General features: G+C 75.5%; 16 protein-coding genes. 8 read left to right on the forward strand and 8 right to left on the reverse strand.

Features of this window, described 5'->3' with window-relative positions; all coding sequences use genetic code 11:
• Nucleotides 1–136: 136 nt before the first annotated feature.
• Together ACZ34W_RS07930 and ACZ34W_RS07935 are read right to left on the reverse strand one after the other, a co-directional pair.
• Nucleotides 137–781, reverse strand: coding sequence for a response regulator transcription factor (locus ACZ34W_RS07930; protein WP_329486308.1), 645 nt, complete (start codon nt 779–781; stop codon nt 137–139).
• The gene (locus ACZ34W_RS07935) at nt 778–1,401 is read right to left on the reverse strand and encodes a helix-turn-helix transcriptional regulator (protein WP_329486306.1); all 624 of its coding nucleotides are present in this window, start codon (nt 1,399–1,401) and stop codon (nt 778–780) included. The genes ACZ34W_RS07930 and ACZ34W_RS07935 overlap by 4 nt, the downstream gene beginning before the upstream one ends.
• A gap of 483 nt (nt 1,402–1,884) precedes the next feature.
• Here ACZ34W_RS07935 and ACZ34W_RS07940 point away from each other — a divergent pair, with 483 nt between their 5' ends.
• The 5 genes from ACZ34W_RS07940 to ACZ34W_RS07960 all read left to right on the forward strand — a co-directional run bounded on the left by ACZ34W_RS07940 (nt 1,885) and on the right by ACZ34W_RS07960 (nt 11,082).
• A complete protein-coding gene (locus ACZ34W_RS07940) occupies nt 1,885–5,034 on the forward strand; it encodes a type 2 lanthipeptide synthetase LanM family protein (RefSeq protein WP_465602532.1) in 3,150 nt (1,049 codons plus the stop codon).
• A 132-nt stretch (nt 5,035–5,166) separates the two neighbouring features.
• Nucleotides 5,167–5,370 (forward strand): hypothetical protein, encoded by a 204-nt coding sequence (locus ACZ34W_RS07945; RefSeq protein ID WP_465602534.1) that lies wholly within the window; start codon nt 5,167–5,169, stop codon nt 5,368–5,370.
• Nucleotides 5,371–5,442: 72 nt separating this feature from the next.
• Nucleotides 5,443–8,349, forward strand: a complete 2,907-nt coding sequence (locus tag ACZ34W_RS07950) for a helix-turn-helix transcriptional regulator (RefSeq protein WP_465602536.1) — start codon at nt 5,443–5,445, stop codon at nt 8,347–8,349.
• Nucleotides 8,350–8,657: 308 nt separating this feature from the next.
• Nucleotides 8,658–9,467, forward strand: a complete 810-nt coding sequence (locus ACZ34W_RS07955; RefSeq protein ID WP_329486302.1) for a methyltransferase — start codon at nt 8,658–8,660, stop codon at nt 9,465–9,467.
• A 613-nt stretch (nt 9,468–10,080) separates the two neighbouring features.
• Nucleotides 10,081–11,082: a LuxR C-terminal-related transcriptional regulator gene (locus tag ACZ34W_RS07960; RefSeq protein WP_329486301.1), complete on the forward strand. Its 1,002-nt coding sequence runs from the start codon at nt 10,081–10,083 to the stop codon at nt 11,080–11,082.
• A gap of 17 nt (nt 11,083–11,099) precedes the next feature.
• Here ACZ34W_RS07960 and ACZ34W_RS07965 read toward each other — a convergent pair whose 3' ends face one another.
• The 5 genes from ACZ34W_RS07965 to ACZ34W_RS07985 all read right to left on the reverse strand — a co-directional run bounded on the left by ACZ34W_RS07965 (nt 11,100) and on the right by ACZ34W_RS07985 (nt 15,413).
• On the reverse strand, nt 11,100–11,375 hold the full coding sequence (locus ACZ34W_RS07965; RefSeq protein WP_329486300.1) for a hypothetical protein: 276 nt from the start codon (nt 11,373–11,375) through the stop codon (nt 11,100–11,102).
• Nucleotides 11,376–11,671: 296 nt separating this feature from the next.
• Complete coding sequence (locus ACZ34W_RS07970) at nt 11,672–13,057, reverse strand: MFS transporter (protein WP_465602539.1); 1,386 nt, start codon at nt 13,055–13,057, stop codon at nt 11,672–11,674.
• Between the two features lie 27 nt (nt 13,058–13,084).
• Nucleotides 13,085–13,972, reverse strand: coding sequence for a phytanoyl-CoA dioxygenase family protein (locus tag ACZ34W_RS07975; protein WP_465602541.1), 888 nt, complete (start codon nt 13,970–13,972; stop codon nt 13,085–13,087).
• Nucleotides 13,969–15,123 carry a 2,5-dihydroxypyridine 5,6-dioxygenase NicX family protein gene (locus tag ACZ34W_RS07980; RefSeq protein ID WP_329486297.1) on the reverse strand — a complete coding sequence of 385 codons (1,155 nt, stop codon included), beginning with the start codon at nt 15,121–15,123 and terminating at the stop codon, nt 13,969–13,971. Before ACZ34W_RS07980 ends, ACZ34W_RS07975 begins: the two co-directional genes overlap by 4 nt.
• A gap of 161 nt (nt 15,124–15,284) precedes the next feature.
• Entirely contained in the window at nt 15,285–15,413 is a 129-nt protein-coding gene (locus ACZ34W_RS07985) for a hypothetical protein (RefSeq protein WP_329486296.1), read from the reverse strand.
• Between the two features lie 246 nt (nt 15,414–15,659).
• Between ACZ34W_RS07985 and ACZ34W_RS07990 the strand changes: the two genes are divergently transcribed.
• The gene (locus ACZ34W_RS07990; protein WP_465602543.1) at nt 15,660–15,809 is read left to right on the forward strand and encodes a hypothetical protein; all 150 of its coding nucleotides are present in this window, start codon (nt 15,660–15,662) and stop codon (nt 15,807–15,809) included.
• Nucleotides 15,810–15,886: 77 nt separating this feature from the next.
• Entirely contained in the window at nt 15,887–17,194 is a 1,308-nt protein-coding gene (locus tag ACZ34W_RS07995; RefSeq protein ID WP_329486294.1) for a cytochrome P450, read from the forward strand.
• Between the two features lie 66 nt (nt 17,195–17,260).
• On the opposite strand, the gene ACZ34W_RS08000 is transcribed toward ACZ34W_RS07995, so the two are convergent.
• On the reverse strand, nt 17,261–17,821 hold the full coding sequence (locus ACZ34W_RS08000) for a hypothetical protein (RefSeq protein WP_465602545.1): 561 nt from the start codon (nt 17,819–17,821) through the stop codon (nt 17,261–17,263).
• 132 nt (nt 17,822–17,953) lie between these two features.
• Here ACZ34W_RS08000 and ACZ34W_RS08005 point away from each other — a divergent pair, with 132 nt between their 5' ends.
• The gene (locus tag ACZ34W_RS08005) at nt 17,954–18,310 is read left to right on the forward strand and encodes a DUF6234 family protein (RefSeq protein WP_465602547.1); all 357 of its coding nucleotides are present in this window, start codon (nt 17,954–17,956) and stop codon (nt 18,308–18,310) included.
• Nucleotides 18,311–18,316: the final 6 nt, after the last annotated feature.

Consider the following 18,316-nt stretch of genomic DNA (forward strand, 5'->3'; position numbering starts at 1 on the left):
GTCGGGGCACAACCGGAGCTTGCCGGTCGGGTGCGGCGGGGGAGTAGGGAAGGAGCGGCAGCGCGGGGCGCCGCTTTTGCTGCGTCAATGTCTCTGTTCGGCGGATCCGGCCGCGGCGGGCCGGGGCGCCGCCGGGTCAGATCAGCCCGGTGCGGACGGCGTGGGCCACCGCGTGGGCCCGGTTGCGGACCTGGAGCCGGGCCATCAGGTCGTAGATGACGTTCTTCACGGTGTGCTCGGAGCAGGAGAGTTCGCGGGCGATGGCCGCGTTCCCGTGACCCTCGGCGACCAGGCCGAGCACGGCGGTCTGCCGGGCCGTCAGCGGGGAGTCGGGGGCGGGCCGGCGCGGGGCGGGCGCGCCGTCCTCCGCCGGGCCGAGCAGGCCGACCAGGACGCCGTAGGGCATCCGGCCCTCGCCGTGCCGGGCGCAGCGGACGGCGGTGAGCAGGCGTTCCGGGGTGGCCTCGGCGGACTGCAGCATGGCCACCGCGCCGGCGCGGACGGCCCGCCGGACCCCGTCGGCCGTGAAGGTGTCGGCGACCAGCAGCAGCGGGCGGCCGTCGGGCTCCGGCCAGCCGTCCAGCGCGGCGCCGGGCGTCGGCCCGGCGGCCACCCGGACGGTGGCCCCGGAGTGGCCGGCCGCGAGTTCGATGCCGGCCCGGCGCAGGTTGGCGGCCACCTTCTCGCGGGCCGGCCCGCCCGCCGGGCCGAGGTGGACGCGCAGGGCGGTGGCGGGCCGCCGCTCGGTCTCTGGCCTGGTGGCGAGGGCGAGGGCGCTCACAGCAGACCCGCCCGCAGGGCGTAGGCCACCGCGTGGGCGCGGTTGCGCAGCCGGAACCGCTGGGTGATGTCGCGGACCACGGTGGTGACGGTCCGTGCGGAGTAGCAGAGCGCCCGGGCGATCTCGTCGGTCTCGTGGCCGTCGGCCACCAGCCGCAGGACGGCGCGCTCCCGTTCGTCCAGGCCCCAGCCGGGGCCGTGGCCGCGGGCGCCGGGGTGCGGGTCGAGGTCGGTGCCGTGGTCGAGGAGCCCGTCGATCAGGTCGGGCGGCACCGTGCAGTCGCCGCCGGCCACGGTGAGCACCGTCCGCGCCAGCCGGTCGGCGTTGACCTCGCGCCGGCGCAGCAGGCCGCGGGCCCCGGCGTTGATGGCGTCCGCGGCCTCGGCCGGGGACAGGTCGGCGGCGATCACGACGACGGCGGGCCGGTGCGGTCCGGTGCGCGTCGCGGTCACCAGGTCGAGCTCCTGACGGTCCACCCGGTCGACCAGGACGACGGCGACGTCGGCCTTCTCCTCGGGCTGGACCAGGGCGATGTCCGGGTTGCCGGACAGCGCGCTGACGGCGCCGGCTTCCAGCACCGGGTCCAGGGCCACGACACAAAGCGGCAGGGGGTTGCCCATGTGCACTCCTCGGTCAGCGGGGTGAACCTCTCGGCGAGGAGTCTTCGCTTCCGGTGCGCCGTGCCGCATGGGGCGCGATCACCCGCATTCCCCGCCGCGGGGGGCGCCGGGGCCGGTCCGGACGGCCCCCGTCGCGCGGACGGCGCCGGGCGCCCCGTCCGGATCCGCCGGCGAATCGTCCCGGTCCGTCCGGTACGGGGCGGCGGGCCCGAAGGGTTGGGGGCGGCCCGCTGCCGCCCACCGGGGGCGGCGCGCCCGTGCGACCGCGCACCCCCGCCCCCGGCCGCCCCCGGCGCCGCCCGCCGCGACCGGGTGCGGCGGGCGGCCCCCCGGACCGACCCGGCGCCCGCCCCCGCGACCCCTCCGACCACCCGGGCGCGCAAAGCTGGGGCACGCCGGGTACGGCGTCTGGGTAGTCCGCGGCGAAATCTACGGGTGGTGCTCCCCTGTACGGAGGGTCGTGCCGCTGGAAGGGTTGCGGACGTGACCACAACCGACACCGCTTCCCGGGCCTCAGGGCCGGCGCCCTCCTGGTGGGCGCCGGCCGCGACGCTGCGCGAACGGCTGTCGGCCCCGCACCCGCCGGTGGCGCCGGCGGCGGGCCCGACGGCCGGGGCACGCACCCGCTCGGCGGTCGAGCAGGCCTGCGAGGCCGCCAGGCTGGCCCGGCTGGGCGTCGACCCGGGGCTGGCCGCGGCACTCGCCGCCGAGGCGCCGGAGCGCCTGGCCGGCCGGCTGGCCAAGCCGTCGTGGGCGGTCTTCGCGGAGCGGGCCGTCGCCGGGGCGCCGGAGCACCCCGGGGGCGTGCCGCTCGAAGCGGGCGAGGGGGCGACGGTGTTCGCACCGCTGCTGCGCCCGCTGGTGGCGGCCGCCACCGCCGAGCTGACCGCGCGGGCGCTGGCGGGCGGCGCCGAGCCGGCCGACCTGGCGGTGTTCGCCCCGGCGTACTCGCGCTGGCTGGCCGAGCGCCTCGCCGGCGAGGCGGCCCGGACACTGGTCGTGGAGCTCGCCGCCGCCCGGGACGCGGGCGGCCTGGCCGGCGCCACCGGCGCGGACCGGTTCGCCGACTTCGCGGCCCGCACCGGCACCCGGGCCGGACTGGCCCGGCTGTTCACCCGCTACCCGGTGCTCGCCCGGCTGATGGCCCGGACGTCCCGTCACACCGCCCGCTCCGGCGCGGAGCTGCTGACCCGGCTCGCCGCCGACCGGCCGGCGCTGACCGCGGGGCTGTTCGACGGCCGGGACCAGGGCCCGCTGGCCGCCGTCGAGCTGGGCCGCGGGGACCTCCACCAGCAGGGCCGGTCGGTGGCGGTGCTGCGGTTCGCCGCCGGCGCCACCGCGGTCTACAAGCCCCGGCCGATCGGCCAGCACGCGCTCCTGGACGCCATGACGGACTGGCTGGACGCCAAGGTGCCGGGCCTGGCGCCGCGCACCCCGCGCTGGGTCGGCGGGGACGGCTACGGCTGGCTGGAGTTCATCGAGCACCGGCCCTGCCGCTCACTGGTCGAGATCGACCGGTTCCACCGCCGCCAGGGCGCCCTGCTCGCCCTCGCCTACACCCTCGAAGGGGTGGACCTGCACTGCGAGAACCTCCTCGCGCACGGCGACCAGCCGGTGCTCGTCGACGTGGAGACGCTGCTGCACCCCGTCCTCGGCGAGGGGAGCACCACCCTGCCGGACCCGGCGGCCGCGGCGCACGCCGCCTCGGTGCACCGCACCTGCCTGCTGCCCCAGCTGCTGGTCGGTGAGCTGGGCGCGGTCGACGTCTCCGCCCTCGGCGCCGCGCCGGGCGGGGAGTTCCCCAACACCCGGATGGTCTGGGAGGAGACCGGCACCGACGAGATGCGCCTGGTGCGCCGCGGGGCGCCGTTCACCGGTGCCAAGAACCGGCCGTACGGCGTCGTGCCGGGAGCCGGCAGCGCGGACCGGCTCTCCGCGACGCTGGCCGGGTTCCGCGCCGGGTACGACGCCGTCGTCCGGCACCGGGCCGAACTCGCCGACCCGGCCGGGCTGCTGGCCACCGGGGCGTCGGCCGTCGGCCGGCTCGTGATCCGCCCGACGATGCTCTACGCCACCCTGCTGGCCGAGGCGACCCACCCGCAGCTGCTGGGCGACGGGCTCGACCGCGACGCCCTGTTCGCGGTGCTCTGGGCCGAATCGCAGGGCGACCCGGCCCGGCAGGCCCTGATCGAGCACGAGATCGCCGACCTGTGGGACGGCGACGTCCCGGTCTTCTTCCACCGGCCCGGCGAGCCCGCGGTGTTCGCCTCGGACGGGAGCCCGGTGCCCGGCGTCCTGGACACCTCCGGCCTCGCCACCGCGTGGGCGAAGCTCGACGGCATGAACACCGTCGACCGCCACGACCAGGAATGGATCATTTCGGCCACGCTGGCCTCCGTCGGGCCGGACGCCACCGGCCCCCGGCACCGGACGGGTGGGCGCACCCGCCCCTCGCCCGCCGCCGTCCCGGAGCCGTCCGCGCTGCTCGCCGCCGCCTCCGGGATCGCCGACGAGATCGCCGGCCGCTCCGTGAGCGGCCACGGGCGGGTCAACTGGATCGGCCTGGAGGCCGTCGACGAGCACTGGACGGTGCTGCCGATGGGCGCCGGGCTGGCCCAGGGCTACTGCGGGGTGGCGCTGTTCCTGGCCCAGCTCGGCGCGCTGACCGGCTCCGCCCGCCACACCGGTCTGGCCCGGGCGGCGGTCGCCCCGCTGCCCGACCTCGTCGCCGCTGCCGCCGCCGACCCGGAGCTGAGCCTGGCGGTGGGCCCGGGCGGCTTCGAGGGCCTGGGCGGCCTCTGCTACTCGCTCGCCCGGCTGGCCGGCCTGGTCGACGAGGGCCTCGCCGACTGCCTGCCGGCCGCCCTGGACGCGCTGGCCGTGGCGGCGCTCGACGAGGAGGCCCGGCCCGGCGTCTCGGCGGGCCTGGCCGGGGCGCTCGCGGCCCTGCACGCGGTGCACCGCGAGCGCGGGCTGGAGCGGGCCGCCGAGCTCGCGGACCGGATCGCCGAGCGGCTGCTCGGCCTGCCGCCGCCCGGTCCGCTCGGCGCCGCGGCGCCGGACCGGGTCGGCTTCGCCTTCGGGGAGGCCGGGATCGGCTGGGCGCTCACCCGGCACGCCCGGTTCACCGGCGGCCCGCGCGGCGCGCGGTTCGCCGCCGCCGGCCGGGCCCGGCTGACCACCGCCCTGGCGGCGGACCGGCTCACCGGCGGCTGGTGCTCCGGGACGGCCGGCACCGTGCTGGCGGCGGCCGACGCGGGCCTGTGCGCCGAGCAGCCCGACAGCCCGCTGCGGGACGCCGTGCACCGGCTCACCGGACAGCCGCCGGTGGCGGACCTCAGCCTCTGCCACGGAGAGCTGGGCACCGCGGAGGCGCTGGCGGCGCTCGCCGAGCGCGGCCACCGCGGCGCGCGCAACAGCCTGACCGGCCGGGCCGGAACGGTCCTCGGACAGCTCCACGACTGGGGACCCCGCTGCGGGACCCCCGGACAGGTGCCGACGCCGGGGCTGCTCACCGGGCTCTCCGGGATCGGCTACGCGCTGCTCCGGCTGGGCTTCGCCGACACCGTGCCCTCCGTCCTGCTGCTGGACGCGGCCCCCGGCCCCCCACCACCGGCCCCTTCGACCATCTGAAGAGAACCGAAGAGAACCGAAGAGAAACAAACAGGACCGAATAGCACAAGACCACCTGAAACGAAAACAAAACAGCAGAGAACAGCGCCACTTATCACCACGCACCGCTTCCCGAATGGAAAGGAAAGCCCCATGTCCCGCTCCCTGTACAACGGTGCTGTCCGCAGCGAGGCCACGGACCAGGCCGCGACCACCCCGGACCCGGCCGGCGAGATCCGCCTGGTCCGCCGGAACGGGGCCTGCGCCCGGACCCGGGCCCTGGCCGGAATGAGCCTCGGCAGCGGCGTGGTCGTGGGCCTCGGCTCCATCACCACCACTGTCTCGGTGCCGTTCTGACCTGCACTCACGTAGGGCCGATCCGAACATGAACACGACGCTCCGCGGGGAGAGCGACTACTATCCGGGGCTATGCGTGTGCGGGCAGCCCATCTCATCGGCCGTGATGCCGAAGTCGCCGGACTCGGCGAATCACTGCGGGATCTCCGCCGCTCGCGCGGCTGTACCACATTCCTGGTCGGCGAGGGCGGAATCGGTAAGTCGCGACTGGTCGCCGAGCTGATCGGCGAGGCGGTCGACGCAGGAGTCCGCGTCCTGCGGGGCCGGAGCAGCACCATCGGACCGATGGTGCCGCTCCGGCCGCTCACCGAGGCGCTGATGCCGCTCTCACGCGGCGGGGAGACGCCGGACGAAGCGAGCCTCGGCCCCTACCGCCCGGTGCTCGGCCGGCTCATCCCGGACTGGAGCACCGGCACCCCGGACCAGGGATCGACCGTGGTGCTCGCCGAGGCCGTCCTGCGGCTGCTCGCCTCCGCGGGCCGCGACCAGGGCTGCCTGCTGGTCCTGGAGGACCTGCACGACGCCGACACCGAGACGCTGGCCGTCGTCGAGTACCTCGTCGACAACCTCGAACAGCAGCCGGTCATGCTGGTGGCGACCGTCCGGTCGGAACCGGGCGAGGCACTCCTGCTCGCCGAGTCGGCCGGGCGCCGCCGCAGCGGAACGGTCTTCCGGCTGGCGCCGCTGGACGACGACGAGGTGAACCGCCTGATCGCCTCCTGCCTGGACACCGAGCCGGGCCTGGTGCCCGCCGAAGTGCTGACGCAGATCCGGGAGGACAGCGCCGGCATCCCGTTCCTGGTCGAGGAACTCCTCCAGGGCGCCGTCACCGGTGGCGCGCTGGTCCGCGAGAACACCGCCTGGCGGGTGGCCGGGAACCTGCGCCGCAACGTGCCGAGGGCGCTCCTCGAAGGCGCCATCCACCGCATCGACGAACTCGGCCCGCAGGGGCAGACCCTGCTCTCCGCCGCCGCCGTGCTCGGCCGGCGCTTCCCCCTGTCGGTGCTCCAGCTGATGACCGGCGCCGACGACCGCAGCCTGCTCAGCCACCTGCACGCCGGTGTCACCGCCCGGCTGGTCGCGGCCGACGAGCCCGCCCCCGACTGGTACGCCTTCCAGCACCCGCTGACCGCCGAGGCACTGCTCGCCCAGCTCACCCCGACCGCCCGGGCCGCCCTGTCCCACCAGGCCGCCGACGCGATCGAGGCCCTCCACCCCGACCTCCAGGGCGACTGGTGCCCGCTGGCCGCGACCCTGCGCGCCGACGCCGGCGACCCCGTCCGGGCCGGCCGGCTGTTCACCGAGGCCGGCCGCCGCGCCCTCGCCAACGGCACGGTCGGCTCCGCGGTCACCCTGCTCGACCGGGCCGAGACCCTGCTGGCCGGGGGCACCGACTCGGCCGCCCGCGCCGAGGCCCTGGAGGCCCTGCTGCCCGCCCTCGCCGAGACCGGCGAGCTGACCCGCGCGCTCAGCCTCGCGAGCAGCCTGCGGGAGCTGGTCGGCGCCGGTCTGGGCGCGCCCCGGCTGGCGGCCCTGCACACCCGGCTGGCACAGGTGGCCTACATGGCGGGCCGCTGGGCCGACGGCAACAACCAGATCGAGCGGGCCCGCGCCCTGCTCGGACCGGACCCGGACGAGGCGCACACCGCGCTGACCGACGTGGTGGAGGCCTACCTGTGCCTCGACACCCCCGGCCAGGACCGCACCCAGCGGGCCGAACGGCTGGCCCGCGCCGCGATCGACACCGCCGAGAAGCACGACCAGCCGCTGGTCGCCTGCCAGGCCTGGGAGCTGCTGGGCGTCGTCGCCCGCGAGCGCGACCCGGCCGAGGCGGTCACCTACCTGGAACGGGCCATGAACACCGCCGAGCGGCACAGCCTGCCGCTCCAGCGGATGTACGCGCTCACCCGGCTCGGCGGCAGCCGCTGGCTGGCCGACGGCGGCACCGCCACCCTGGACGAGGCCCGGACCGAGGCCCGCCGCCTGGGCGCCGTCACCGTCGTCTACACCCTCGACGGCATCCTCGCCCTGCACGACGTGCTCTGCGGCCGGTTCGCCGAGGCCCGGGTGCTGGGCGACGAGGCGCTGACCATGGCGGCCCGGCTGCGGCTGACCCCGGTCGCCCGCTACCTGCTGATGACCCGCTCCGTCCTGGCGGCCCATCAGGGCGACCGGACCGCCATGGAGGAGTCGCTCACCGAGTTCGGCCGCTGGGGCGGCAGCGGCTCGCCCGAGGAGCCGCTCGCCCTCGGACTGGCCCGGGTGTTCTGCGCCCTCCTGGAGGAGGACCGGGACCGGGCCGCCCGGGACATGGCCGGCCTCCAGGCCCTGGAGGCCGAGAACCCGAGCACCTTCCACCTCGGCGGCCGGCACGGCCTCGGCCTGCTGCTCGACCTGCTGGACGGCCGCCTCGACCGCGGCCGCCTCGACCGGGTGGCCGCCAGCTCGGCCGGCCGGATGCGGTGGAACCGGCACTTCGTCCTGCTCGCCGACGCCGTGCTGCTCGGCCGCGAGGGCGATCCCGAGGCGGCCGGCCGGGCCGCCCAGCTCGCCCAGGAGGTCGGTGCGCCCTACCCCACCGCCCGCCACCTCGGACAGCGGCTGATCGCCGAGGAGGCGCACGCCCTGGGCTGGGGCGACCCGGAGGGATGGCTCCGGGAGGCCGAGCACCACTTCCGGGAGACCTCCGCCACCGCCGTCGTCGGCGCCTGCCGGACGCTGCTCCGGGCCATCGGCGCGCCCGTCCGCCAGCACCGCACCGGCAGCAACCGGATCCCGGCGCAGCTGCGGCTCAAGGGCATGACGGTCCGTGAGTACGAGATCTTCCAGCTGCTGGCCGACCGGCTCAGCAACAAGGACATCGCCGCCCGGCTCTACATCTCGCCGCGCACCGTCGAGAAGCACGTCGCCAGCCTGATCGCCAAGACCGGGCTGCCGAACCGGTCCGAGCTCTGCGCGCTGGCGGCGCGGCAGTCCTGAGGGCGGCCGGGGCCGGCGGGGGCGCGGTCGGGGCCCGCGGGGCGCGGTCGGGGTCCGGCGCCCGGCGCGCAAGTGGTCGGTTGCTGCCGCCCGGAACCGGCGCCCGGGGCGGTTTCCGGCCGGGCGGAAGCGGCCGGACCGGGCGGAACGGGCCGGTTCATGCCGGTGCAGGTTTCGGCCACCGGCCGGCCCGGGACAACGGCCCGTCGGGAGCAGCACACTGGCTGCGCGGCGCCTCTCCGGGACCGGCCGGCCGAGGTCCCGCGGCGCCCGCACCACGACGGCATCCAGGAAGGGACCGACCCCCGATGACGAAACCCGCCGCCTGGCCGGAGCGGAACCTCTGGACGGACTCCGCGCAGGCGCGGGCCGACGCCTACCTCGACCACGCCCGGAGCATCCGCGGCGAGGTCCGGTTCGACCTGGTCACCCGCGCGCTGGCCCGGCACCTGCCGCAGCGCCCCTGCCGGGTGGTCGACATCGGCGGCGGCTTCGGCCGGCAGGCGGTCCTCCTGGCGCGGGCCGGGCACGAGGTGACCGTGGTGGACAACGACGAGACCCTGCTGCGGGCCGCCGCCGACCTGGTCGCCGCGGAGCCCCCCGAGGTCGGCCGGCGGGTGACCCTGGTCCAGGGGCTGGGCGAAGCGGCGCCCGACCTGGTCGGGACGGGCTTCGACCTGGTCTGCTGCCACAGCGTCCTGCTCTACCTCACCGACCCGGGCCCGATGCTGGACGCGCTGGTCCGGCTGGCCGCGCCCGGCGGCCTGCTCTCGCTGCTCACCGTGAACCGCGACTCCCAGGCGATGCGCGACGGGCTCCAGGGCGACTGGCGGGGCGCGCTGGCGACCCTGCTGGAGTCCGGCGAGCGGGGCGGGCAGTACCTGCCGACCCGGCCGGACACCCCGCAGGACCTCGGCCGGCGGCTGGCCGGGCTCGGCGCTCCGACGGTGGAGTGGTTCGGCGTGCGGGTCTTCTCCGACCACCGCCGTGACGAGCCGTCACCGGAGGAGTTCGTGGACCTCTGCGAGCTGGAGTGGCAGGCCGGACTGCGCGATCCCTACCGCGGGTTCGCCCGGCTGTTCCACCTGGTGGCCCGGCGCGGCGCCGCGCCCCGGTAGCCGTACCGGCCGGCGGTCGGGCGGGGGACCGAAGCGCGCGGGGCCGGAAGCACGCGGGGCCCGCACCCGCGCGGAGGCCGGAATCCGCGCGGAGACCGGAAACGCGGTGGTGACCACCGCCGGCCGGGAATGGCGGCCGACGGTGGTGCGAAAGGGCGCCGGGCGCGTGGCCGTGCGCTGCTACCGGGGTGAGTGCGCCGGGGCCCGTGCCGGTGCGCCGCGGCCCGGCCGGAACCTGCCACCGGGCGTTCGGCCCCGCCACCGGCCCGGCCCGGGCCCGGCCGAGGACCGGCCCCGGAGCGCCGCTGACCCGCGACGATGCCGGACGGGCCGCCGGGCCGGGCCGCCCCGGGGCGGGCGCGGCGGGGGGCGCACCGGCCGCCGGCGCCGCCGCCGTCGGCCTGCCCTCGCAGGCTCACTTGTGGGTGGCCACGTCAAGTGCCAGTCTGTGAAAGTCAATTGCCGGACTCAGTGCGTGCACGTCGAGAGCAGGGGTTGTGCGCCGACGTCAGCCGCCGGACCGAGTCAGGGCATGTCCGGAATTCGCGCCTCGCCGGGACGGTCGACCCGCGTCCCGGCGGGACGGTCGGACGAGCCCTGGAGGGAGTGGTCAATGTTCGAAGGGCTTGGGCTGAGCAGCCTCGCCGAGTCCGTGTACCTCGCGATGCTCCAGCACCCGGACGAGAGCCTCGACGTCCTCGCCCGCCGGCTCGACGTGGACCACGCCCAGATCCGGGTCGCGCTCGACGAGCTCACCGGCATCTCGCTGCTCCAGGTGTTCCCGGGCCGGCCCGGGCCAAGAGCCGTCCGGCCGGAGATCGGACTCTCGGCGCTGGTGGCCCGTCAGCAGGCCGAGATGGCCCGCCGGCACCAGCAGATCGAGGAGGGGACGGCCGCGCTGTCCACCCTGCTGGCCGAGCGCGCGGAGAGCCGCCCGGCCGAGACGGAGCCGGGCATCGAGCGGCTGTCCGGCATCGAGGCGATCCGGGACCGGCTGAGCGAACTCGCGCGCGGCTGCGAGTGGGAGGCCAGCTCCTTCATGCCGGGCGGCGCCCAGTCGGAGGAGAACATCAACGCCAGCCGGGCGCTGGACGCCGAGGCGATCGACCGCGGGGTGCGGTTGCGCACGGTCTACCAGGACAGTGTCCGCAACCACCGGCCGACGCTGGAGTACGCCCAGTGGCTCAGCGGGCTCGGCAGCGAGGTGCGCACCACCGCGTCGCTGCCCCTGCGGATGCTCATCGTCGACCGGCGGGTGGCCGTGGTGCCGCTCGACACGGCCGACGAGCAGGGCACCGCGGCGGTCGTGATCTCCAGCGTCGGGATCATCACGGCCCTCACCGCGCTGTTCAACTCGGTCTGGCGGTCCGCGACCGTGCTCGGCGCCGCGCGCCGGCGCGACGACGTCGGGCTCTCCGGCCAGGAGCGCCAGGTGCTCAGGCTGCTGGCCGCGGGGCTGACCGACGAGGCGATCGCCCGGCAGCTGGGTGTCTCGGTCCGCACGGCCCGCCGGGTCGCCTCGGACCTGCACACCAGGCTCGGTGCGCGCAGCAGGTTCCAGGCCGGCGCCCAGGCCGTCTCGCGGGCCTGGATCACCCCGGACGACCTGGAGTAACGCGGTCCCCGGCGGCCTCAGGGCCCCACCTCGGTGGAGCGGACGGCCCAGCTCGGGCAGGTTCCGGCGCCGGCCATGGTCCGGCAGCAGAGCTGCTCGGCCACCCGCGCCGCGTCCAGCAGGTCGCGGGCCTGCACATAGAGGTTGAACACCACGAAGCCCTCATGGACGTCGATCCGCGCGTGCTGGAGGCAGTCGGTGCCGGCCCTGCTGCACAGCAGGTGCCGGTGCAGCTCGCGCGCGGACTGCGGCGCGGCGCCCGGGGTGTCAACCGTGGTCTTGGTCAAGTACATGGGTGGACCCGCTCCCGGCCGGGGCGTGCGGTCCGGTCCGGGGGGCTCGGGCGCCGTCGCGCCCCGGACCCCTTCCGGCCGGCTGGTCAGACCTCACGCGTCGCGTTCTCACGCCGACCCCTTCACGTACGTCGTTGCGAGCCGGTCCCGGGCCGGTGCCGCCGCGCGGTCACCGCGGCTCCGAGGAACCGGAACCGCGGTGGGTGGGTGGGCGGCCGGACCGGTACCGGGGGCCGGAGTTCAGGGCCCGGCCCCCGGAGCCGGCCCCCGGGCGGGGGCCGGCTCCCGAAGGACCGTCAGAGGATGATGGGCGGATCCGGGGCCCACCGGGTCAGGGCCCAGCGGACGAGTTGGGGGCCCAGTGCGGCGGCCATCACCGCGAACGCGGCGATCATCGCCCACCGCGTCCCGAAGGCGACGGCCAGGGCGCCGCCGACCGGCACCCCGATCAGGCTGGCGGCCTGCAGCAGGACGAAGGCCATCGCCATCACCTGGGCGATCCGGTCCTTCGGCGCCGCGGCCTGCAGGCTGCCGAAGACACTGGCGATCAGCAGCGTCCCCCCGAAGCTGCCCGCGAGTTCCAGCAGCACCAGCCCGGCCATCGCGCTCGGCCCGGAGGCGGCGAACGGCAGCAGGGCCAGCGAGAGCAGGCTGACGGCGGTGCCCAGGGCGAGCGTGCGGCCCGACCCGAACCGCTTCTGCGCGCGGCCGACGAGCATGCCGCCGGTCACCCCGCCGACCGCGCCGAGTGCCAGCAGCGAGCCGATCAGCGACGGCCCCATGTGCACCGCGTGCACGAGGAAGAGCACGAGCACCGGCTGGGTGACCCCGTTGACGAAGGACACCGTGACCACCGCCCGGACCCCGGACTGCCGGCCCATCGCGAGGGCGAGGCGGACGTTGGCGGCGGCGCCGAGCCGCTGCTTCCAGGTCGTGGACGTCCTCGCGGTCTCCGCGGTCTTCACGGGCTCGGCCGGCACGGCGCCTTCGGCGGTTCCGGTGGGACCGGCTGCGCCCGCGGGCCCACCGGCCACCGCGTCGGCCGGCCCGGCGTCGGCGCTCGCGGGCCGGACCCGGGTGAGCAGGGCCGCGGAGGCCAGGAAGGAGAGCGCGTCGACCAGCACCACGTACGGCGCCGCGACCCGGGCGAGCAGGGCGCCGCCGAGCGCGGGCCCGCTGATGTCCGCGACGCTGCGGGTCGCCGAGATCTTCCCGTTGGCCTCCACCAGGTTCGCCTTCGGGACGATCTGCACCAGCAGCGGACTGGACAGCGCGGAGTACACCCCGAGCGCCGCCGAGGCCACCGCGGTCAGCGCCAGCAGCAGCACGATGTGCAGCACCCCGAGCCACCAGAGCAGCGGTACGGACCCCATGATGGCGGCCTGCACCAGGTTGCAGGCCGCCATCATCGGCGCGCGCGGACGGCGCAGCCCGTCGGACCACGCCGCCGCCGGGAGCCTGATCAGCAGCGACGGCAGCACCTCGACCACCGCCAGCGACGTCATCTCCAGGGCCGAGGCGCCCAGCGTGACCGCCGCGCACATCGGGATGGTGACGTTGCTGACCGCCGAACCGACCTGGGAGAGACCGGTCGCGGCCCACAGGGCCCGGAACGGCCGGTCGGGGAAGACCGGCGGGTCCGCGGTCTGCTCACCCCCGCCGGCCAGTGCCGTCGTCGTCACGTCGCTCGTCCTTTCACGCCGGTCCTCTCAGAGCGTGGGGATGCGGACGCCCGCGTCGGAGGCTCCCTGGGCGAACCAGGCCGGGAAGCTCTCCGGATAGCGCATCCGGGCGATCTCGGCCAGCCGGGGGATCAGCCGGGAGACGCCGTTCATCGTCCGCATCGAGTCCACGGCGATCTGGCTCAGGAAGCGGTGGTTGTCGCGCACATGGGGCCGGGCGTAGCTGAAGAAGACCCCGAACTTCTCCCGGCCCGGGTCCCGCAGGACGGTGGTGCTGGTGTGCATCAGACGAGCGTTCCACATCACGACGTCGCCCGCTCGGGTATCGACGCGTTCGCGGAGATCCGACTCGCCCACCGTCCGCGCCGGGATGTCGAACTCCGGTTCGGTGGTGCCGTATCCGTCGAAGGACATCAGGTGCGAGGCGCGCACCACGTCGATGCCGCCGCCGCCGACCGGGTCGTTGTCCTGGAGGTACAGCCCGCACTGGACGTGGGCGAACCCGGGCTCCCAGACGTACGAGGCGGTCGGTCCGACGAAGGTCGCGTCGACGTGCCAGGGGACGTACACGTTCTTGCGCGCCGTGCAGTTCGGGTACAGCACGGGGTGGTCCTCGCCCAGCAGTTCCTTGGCGGCGCGCACCACGCGCTCGCGCAGCACGATGCCGGCCAGGAAGTCGTCGGCGAGGAAGTCGCTGGTGAGCATCTCCTGCGAGCCGGTGCCCGTGAGGTAGCCGGAGCACAGGGCCCGGGCGCGCTCGACCTCCGGGGCGTCCAGGACCCCGCGCAGGATCACGTAGCCGCGCCGGGCGAAGTCCTCGGCGGAGACCTCGGCGGAGACCTGGGCGGAGACCTCGGCGCACGCTCCGGCGGCGGGCGCGGGGGCGACCGTGGCGGTGCCGTTCGCCGCCGTCATCGCTGGACCCGCACCGGGCTGCCGGGGACGACGCACGCGGCCAGGCCTTCGAGCTGGCCGTAGCCCAGGCCGCAGCAGTCGCCGGTGATGTCCTCGTCCAGGGCGTCCGCCGGGTGCTCCGCGTCGGTCGCGGTGAAGGTCTCCAGGTCGATCGGCTCCGGGTCGTCGTCGACCCAGACCAGCGCGCCGGCGGTGATCAGGTCGAGGTGGACGTCCGCGATGTACGGGACCTTGCTGACCCGCTGGTTGTGCTGGCCGAAGCCCAGGTGGACACCGCAACGCCGCTCGTTGATGTGCGAATTGGCGGTGATGAACTCGTCGATGCCCCGGTTGGTGCCCAGGCCGAACTCCCCGACGTTGCGGCCGTAGGGGCTGTTCAGGCAGAGCTGGAACATCGCGTCGAGCTCCGGGTCGGCGCAGGTGAGGGAGACGGCCTGGCCGTTCTCGATCTCCACCCGGACCGGGTTGGCCGCCAGGCTGGCGTTCAGCGGGGTGATGATGTTGGCGTTGAACGCGCCGTCCGCGACCAGCACGCCGTCGACCGTGACCGGGTACGTCGCGACCTCGCCGGCCGGCAGGATGGTGAAGCCGCCGGGCCGCCAGACGCCCCGGTTGCTGATCCAGTGGTACTTGTCCGCGTCCAGCTCGATCGTCAGGTCGGTGCCGCCCCGGCTGGTGACCCGCACCTTGCGGGCCGGCTTCACCCGCTCCAGCAGCGTCGCGTTGAACCGGGTCAGCTGCGCCGGCGCCAGGTTGAGGGACTTGGTGAAGAACGCGGTGGAGGCGCTGATGATCCGCAGGATCATCGTGCGGTCGCCGCCGAACCTCCGCAGCGCGTTCTCGAAGACGTTGAAGTGCGACATGGTGTCGCGCTCCAGGGTGAGGATCACCAGACGGCCCGGCAGCGTCTCCGGGTCGGGGAGCACCGCCTCCAGGCGCCCGGCGAACTCCGGGTCCTCCAGCTTGCGCATCGGGACGATCGGCGCCGTGAAGCCCCGGTGCCGGAGCGCGAGCGCCAGCCAGGCCGCCGGGTCGCGGCTGTCCGGGGTGTAGGTGATGACGAAGGTGTCGGTGCTGTTGACGAGGACGTAGTCGTCCAGCAGGACCTTGACGCCCTGCTGGACCTTCTCGTCCGGAATGACGAAGTTCATGGTCGAGCTCCTCGGATCGACGGGGACCCGCCGGGCGGATCCGCAGGCGCACATCGCGCACGGACGGTAGGGGTACGGTGCGGCGGACGAGGCAGGGGCACCCGTCGCCCGGCCGGAGGAGGTCCTCCGGCGCGGTGCGGCGAGTGCCCCTGCCGGCACTGCTAGTTGTTGTAGAAGGTCGAGTACGAGACCTTCCACGCCACGTCGCCGAGGCCGTCCTCGTCGACCTCGGCCGGCTCGGCGGCAGCCATCGTGTTGACCAGTTCCTCAAGCTCCTCGAACGCGGACATCGCAGTCTCCTTCGGCTGGTGGTCGTCAGCGGGCTGCTGACTGGTCCCATGCTGTGGCCCGGGTCGGAGCGGGCGGTAGTGGTCACTTCCTGCACCCCCGAAGGCCTGGCCCGAACCGGCCTCCCGGCGCCCGGGCGGACTGTCCCTGCCATGTCGGCCCGAGGCCGGTGCAATCTGCTGACCAGCCCGGAAAGCCCCTGTATACAGGTTTCCGACACCCACGCCGCACCCCCCGGAGGCAGGACCATGAGCAACTTCGCTGGCACCAAGGCCGGTTCGGACATGCGGCGGTCGCCCGCCCGCCTCGTGGCGACCGCCGTCGCCCCGGCCGCCGGGAGCCGCGGGGCCTCGGGCGACGACGACGGCTTCGGCTGGCAGGTCGCGCCGCGCTCCTGAACGCCCGCGGTCCGCACACCTCACGCACGCCTCACGCAGGCCGCCCGAGCCCGTCGCGTCGCAGGAAGGAACGAACGGTGACTCACCCCGAATCCGCACCGGAGGTGCTTCGCTACCCCTTCGGGGAGCCCCACCTCCTCGACCTCGATCACCGCTACGCCGGCCTGCGGGACACCGAGGGGCTCGGCCGGGTCGAGGTCAGGGACCTCGGTTCGGCGTGGCTCTGCTCCCGGTACGCCGACGTCCGCCGGATCCTGACCGACAGCCGCTTCGGGCTGACCCCGCCGGCCGACCCGGCCACCCCGCCCGACGGAGCCGGTCCGGCCGCCGACGCGGCCGCGCGCTGCCCGGTCGCCGCCACCGGCGCGAACACGGCGGCAGCACCCGGGCGGGAGCCGGCGCCGACCTCCGCGCAGGTGACCAGGGTGACCAGGGGCGGCCTCAAGCCCCGGCAGGTCGAGCGGCTGCGCGGGGCGACCGAGAAGATCGCCGACGAGCTGCTGGACGGGCTGGGCCGGCTCGACCGTGGCGGGCCACCCGGGGCCCGGGCGACCACCGATCTGATGGCCGGATTCGTCAAACCCCTTGCCGCCGAAGTCCTTTGTGAACTGCTCGACATACCCGCCGGGGAGCGCCCCGGGGTGCGGGCCAGGCTGCTGGGAGCGGCCACCACCGCGTCGCCCCCGTCCGGGGCGGACCAGGAGGACCGGCGCGCCCTCGCCCGCCGGCTGGCGGAGCTGATCGCCGCCCGCGACCCGGCCGGGCGGAGCGCCGACGACCTGCTGAGCGCCATGATCCGGGCCCGCGGCGAGGGCGAGGAGCGGCTCTCCGACCGCCAACTGGTCATAGCCGCACTGCGGTTGCTCCTGCCCGGGCTCCAGAACACCGTTCTGATGCTGTCCAATTTCGTACGCGCGCTGATGCACCACCGCTCCGAGCTGGAGCGGCTGCGCCACCGGCCGGACCTCGTACCCTCCGCCGTCGAGGAACTGATCCGCTTCACGCCGTTCCACAGCACCTCGACCTTCCCCCGCTACGCCTCCGAGGACGTCGAGGTCGGCGGCACGCTGATCCGCCGCGGCGAGGTCGCGGTGGGAGCGCTCTGCGCGGCCAACCGGGACGAGCGCGCGTTCACCGACCCGGACAGCTTCGACATCGGGCGCGGCGAGAACGCCCACCTCGGCTTCGGCATGGGAACCCACCACTGCCCGGGCGCCGCCCTCGCCCGGATGCAGCTCCAGGTCGCCATCGCCGCCCTGGCCCGCCGGGTCGACGACCTGTACGTCGCGCCCGTCGCGAACGCCCGGTCGGTTCACGATCCCGGCGGCCGCGTCATCGGCTGGTTCGACCCGCTGCCCGCGACCTGGTCCGCGATCCGGCCCTGACCCCGTCCCCGTCCCCGCCCCCGGGGCCGGACCCGACTCGGGTCCGGCCCCGGGGGCGCGTCCGTGCTACGCGGCGGCCGGGCAGGTCATGGCGATGGTCGGGCTGCCGCCCGCCTCGATCCACTGCCTGCCCTCGTAGGTCTGCGTGCCCTGCGCGTACTCGTAGTAGAAGTAGAGGACGCCGAAGGCGACGACGGAGGGGCTGTGGCAGTCGGACTCGGGGGTGAACCGGTAGGCGAGCCGCACGCTGCGGCTCTCGTTAGGGGCGATGGGCACGACGGGTGCGGTCATGTTGAAGTACGACAGGGTCTGCTCGAACCCGCACGCGCTGGCGTCACCGGTGCAGGAGACGAATTCCGGACGCGAGCCGGCCGGGGTCGGTGAGGTCTGTTCGGAGGCGTAGGTCGTCACGTAGAGGAACTGCACGTCACTGGACTGGTGATTGGTGAAGGTCACGGTCAGCGTGCCGACCTGGCCGGGAGTCACGACGGGGTGGTCCACGCTCAGGGTGAACGACGGCGGGGGCTCGGCGGCGGAGGCCGGGTGGCCGAAGCCCAGCAGGCCGAGGAACAGGGCGATGACGGCGATGAGGCGCACGCGCCTCAGTGCGGGGGCGGGTATACGCATGACGGTTGAGCGTAGGGAAACGATGCCCGTCGCGGCAGCCCCGCCCGGCGGATCCGGCCATGATCCCGCCCGCGCCCGGAGATGAGTACGGGTACTCAGGAATCCGGCCGGGCGGCTTGGCAGAATCGCCGGATGGACGAGACCCCCTCCCGCCCCGGGCGCCTGCGGCGGCCCGCGCGCACCGGCACCGGGGCCGATGTGGCCCTGGGCCTCCTCCTGCTGCTGATCGTCGCCGGGGCGCTCGTCGCCCGGCTCTTCGACTCCGGCATGGAGGGCTGGGCCCGGTCGTACGACGGCCCGGCCGGGCAGGAGGCGATCCGCCGCCTGCACCGGCGGGACGGCGACTTCATCGGCTGCGAGATGGCCGCCGTCCTCGTCCTGGCGGCCGTGGCCGCCTGGGCCCGCCGCCCCTGGACGGCGGCCCTCCTCCTGCTGGCCACGGCGGGCCTGGTCGCGGCCCTGGTGGCCCAGGCCCATCTGTCGGCGTGACGCCGG

The organism is Kitasatospora sp. NPDC022856 (assembly GCF_055561235.1).

Excerpts from the sequence above, each read along its gene's own strand:
- ACZ34W_RS07935 (WP_329486306.1), bottom strand. The coding sequence starts at position 1,401 with ATGGGCAACCCCCTGCCGCTTTGTGTCGTGGCCCTGGACCCGGTGCTG.
- ACZ34W_RS07945 (WP_465602534.1), top strand. The coding sequence starts at position 5,167 with ATGTCCCGCTCCCTGTACAACGGTGCTGTCCGCAGCGAGGCCACGGAC.
- ACZ34W_RS07950 (WP_465602536.1), top strand. The coding sequence starts at position 5,443 with ATGCGTGTGCGGGCAGCCCATCTCATCGGCCGTGATGCCGAAGTCGCC.
- ACZ34W_RS07955 (WP_329486302.1), top strand. The coding sequence starts at position 8,658 with ATGACGAAACCCGCCGCCTGGCCGGAGCGGAACCTCTGGACGGACTCC.
- ACZ34W_RS07960 (WP_329486301.1), top strand. The coding sequence starts at position 10,081 with ATGTTCGAAGGGCTTGGGCTGAGCAGCCTCGCCGAGTCCGTGTACCTC.
- ACZ34W_RS07965 (WP_329486300.1), bottom strand. The coding sequence starts at position 11,375 with ATGTACTTGACCAAGACCACGGTTGACACCCCGGGCGCCGCGCCGCAG.
- ACZ34W_RS07975 (WP_465602541.1), bottom strand. The coding sequence starts at position 13,972 with ATGACGGCGGCGAACGGCACCGCCACGGTCGCCCCCGCGCCCGCCGCC.
- ACZ34W_RS07980 (WP_329486297.1), bottom strand. The coding sequence starts at position 15,123 with ATGAACTTCGTCATTCCGGACGAGAAGGTCCAGCAGGGCGTCAAGGTC.
- ACZ34W_RS07985 (WP_329486296.1), bottom strand. The coding sequence starts at position 15,413 with ATGTCCGCGTTCGAGGAGCTTGAGGAACTGGTCAACACGATGGCTGCC.
- ACZ34W_RS07990 (WP_465602543.1), top strand. The coding sequence starts at position 15,660 with ATGAGCAACTTCGCTGGCACCAAGGCCGGTTCGGACATGCGGCGGTCG.
- ACZ34W_RS08000 (WP_465602545.1), bottom strand. The coding sequence starts at position 17,821 with ATGCGTATACCCGCCCCCGCACTGAGGCGCGTGCGCCTCATCGCCGTC.
- ACZ34W_RS08005 (WP_465602547.1), top strand. The coding sequence starts at position 17,954 with ATGGACGAGACCCCCTCCCGCCCCGGGCGCCTGCGGCGGCCCGCGCGC.